The following is a 3,005-nucleotide window of genomic DNA, read 5'->3' as shown; positions in this document are numbered from 1 at the left end:
TATCCGCAAGGAACTGCCGGAATTCGACAGCAGCAGTCTATTGGGGACCAACGTGGATATCTTCCACAAGAACCCGGCCCATCAGAGAGGCATGATGGAGCGGCTGCAGGATTCTTTCACGACCGAATTCGAACTTGGCGGACGCTCATTGCGGCTCACTGCCAATCCCATCATCAACGAACAGGGTGAACGTCTGGGTACCGTAGTGGAATGGCTCGACCGCACCAGCGAAGTCGCTGTGGAGCGTGAAATCCAGAGCATCGTGGACAACGCCCTGATGGGCAATCTCACCGAACGCGTCAGCCTGGAAGGCAAGGAAGGCTTCTTCCGCAGCCTCAGTGGCGGCGTGAACGACCTGATGCAGATACTGGAACAGGTCATCGACGATACAGCCAGCGTACTCGGTTCCCTGGCCAGGGGCGAACTCGACAGAACCATCGACAGAGACTATGAAGGTTCCTTCGCCCGCCTGAAAGACGATGTCAATGCCACCATAGCCAACCTCACGCGCGTTATCGGCAGCATCCGTAACAGCGCCGATGCCGTAGAGAATGCCTCCCAGGAAATCGCAGAAGGCAACATGGATCTTGCACGACGCACCGAAATGCAGGCATCCAACCTGGAAGAGACTGCTTCCAGCATGGAAGAAATCACTTCCACGGTACGCCAGAACGCAGACAACTCCGGCAAGGCCAGCGAGCTCGCTAGTATCACGCTGGACCAGGCGGTAAACGGTGGCAGTGTAGTGAAAAATACCATCACCGCCATGGAGAAGATCACGGACTCCAGCAAGAAGATCGCCGCCATCATCAGCGTCATCGATGACATCGCCTTCCAGACCAACCTGCTGGCCCTGAATGCCGCGGTGGAAGCCGCACGCGCCGGTGAACAGGGTCGCGGCTTCGCCGTGGTCGCCACCGAAGTGCGCAATCTTGCCCAACGCAGCGCAACCGCCGCCAAGGAAATCAAGGAGCTCATCGAAGACAGCGTCAACAAGGTGGAAGAGGGTTCAGACCTGGTGGATCAATCCGGAAAGACCCTGGATGAAATCGTCACTTCGGTGAAGAAGGTGAACGACTTTATTGCTGAAATCGCCGCCGCCAGCTCAGAACAGTATGCCGGCATCGACCAGGTCAACCAGGCCGTCTCCCAGATGGACGAGGTGACCCAGCAAAATGCCGCGCTGGTGGAAGAAGCCGCACAAACCAGCCAGATGATGGACGAACAGGCCAAGGAACTGGGCGAGCTCATTTCCTTCTTCAAGACCGATGGTGTTTCTGATAACAGCTGGGAGCAGGTGGAACGGCGCTCAGCCGACCGCCCCTGGTCCGAGGCCAGTCAGCATTCCGAGCTGGATTTCGCCACGGCACGCACCAAGCACAAACTGTGGAAAACCCGTCTGCGGGCCTTCCTGGATGGCGATGAAGCCATGCGTGAAGAAGAAGCTGTCTCACACCACGCATGCGACCTGGGAAAATGGCTGTTGCGTGAGCATGGAAATATGCCCAGGATGCGGGGACTGGAAAAGATCCATGCAGAGATGCATACCCTGATCAAACAGGTGATACAGGCCAAGCATTCAGGAGACAACCGCAAAGCAGAACCCATATATGCCCGCGTGGAAAAATACTCTGATCAGATCGCTGCACTCCTGGAACAGCTGGAACAGGAAACCGGCGCCAGCACCGCTTACTCAGCACCCCCCGCTCCGGCCAGAACTAATACTCAGACTAGGCCAAAACTGCAGGCCGTGGGTGCAGACGACGTATGGGACGAGTTCTGATCATGACCGGCAGCAGCACATCTTTGCATCTCGACCCGCATCTGGAGCTCGACAAACTGCCGGAACTGGCGCAGAAGCTTCGCGAGTCTCTGATGCAGGATGACGCTCCACTGGTTCTGGACGGTTCCGGAATTCAGAGCATCGATGGCGCCGCGATACAGTTGCTCCAGCTGGCTGTACAGACTGCCAAAGAAAAAAACATCCCCTGCAGCTGGCATCAGCCCTCCCCTGCTTTGAGAAAATCAGTGGCGCTGCTGGGACTCACGGCCGACATGTTACTGGAGGTAACAGAGCAATGAGCGGTTCAGCTGCAAGATCTGCCCGTCAGGGATTTGAATTCACCGACCAGGATTTTTCCAGGCTTCGGGAGCTGGTCTATCAGCACACGGGCATCCGCATGGCCGACAACCGGCGTGACCTGATCTACGGCCGGCTGTCACGACGCCTGCGCGCCCTGGGGCTGCACAGTTTTGGCGCCTATTGCAGACTCATCGAAGATGGCCACGGCGATGAACTGGAAGCATTCACCAACGCCGTCACGACCAACCTCACCGCCTTCTTCCGGGAAGCCCATCATTTCGATTATCTGGCCGATACCCTGATTCCCGATCTGATGAAAAGGAACCGGGACAGCCGGCGCATCCGGCTCTGGTCTGCCGGCTGTTCCACAGGAGAAGAGCCCTACACTCTGGCGATGATGCTGCAGGAGAACATTCCAGACATCCATAACTGGGATGTGCGCATACTGGCCACCGATCTCGATTCCGAAGTGCTGGCCAAAGCCGCAGCCGGAATCTATGAGCAGCAGAACATACAGCGGGTATTGGGTGACCGTCTGCAACGCTGGTTCAGAAAAGGGACCGGCATCCACAAGGGAAAAGCCAAAGTGCTTTCCGAACTCCAGGAACTGATTGCCTTCAGAAAACTTAACCTGATGGAAAGCTGGCCGATGAAAGGACCATTCGACGTGATCTTTTGCCGAAATGTGCTGATCTACTTCGACAAACCGACACAGAAGAAACTGTTCGAACGGTTTGCCGGCATCCTCGTGCAGGAAGGCCATTTGTTTATCGGACATTCCGAAAGTCCGATGGACCTTACAGACCGGTTCACTCTCATCGGACAGTCCATTTACAAAAAGAACAGATGTAACTACTCACCCCTAAGATGAGTACAAGCCTGCCTCCATGGATCTACAATCGCTTTTTCATGTCTGTAGAGG

At 56.0% G+C, this 3,005-nt stretch carries 3 protein-coding genes; all 3 read left to right on the top strand.

From position 1 onward, the window contains the following. A partial coding sequence (locus tag ACOCD2_RS15455) for a methyl-accepting chemotaxis protein (protein WP_295392673.1) occupies positions 1 to 1,783 on the top strand: 1,783 nt, incomplete at its 5' end. A gap of 2 nt (positions 1,784 to 1,785) precedes the next feature. Next, a complete protein-coding gene (locus tag ACOCD2_RS15450) occupies positions 1,786 to 2,082 on the top strand; it encodes an STAS domain-containing protein (RefSeq protein WP_293649362.1) in 297 nt (98 codons plus the stop codon). Beyond that, positions 2,079 to 2,954 (top strand): CheR family methyltransferase, encoded by an 876-nt coding sequence (locus tag ACOCD2_RS15445; protein WP_293649360.1) that lies wholly within the window; start codon positions 2,079 to 2,081, stop codon positions 2,952 to 2,954. Before ACOCD2_RS15450 ends, ACOCD2_RS15445 begins: the two co-directional genes overlap by 4 nt. Positions 2,955 to 3,005: the final 51 nt, after the last annotated feature.

The organism is Thiolapillus sp., assembly GCF_048562965.1.
GTDB classification, from domain to species: domain Bacteria; phylum Pseudomonadota; class Gammaproteobacteria; order Chromatiales; family Chromatiaceae; genus Thiolapillus; species Thiolapillus brandeum_A.
This window is presented reverse-complemented; position numbering and strand designations above follow the sequence as displayed.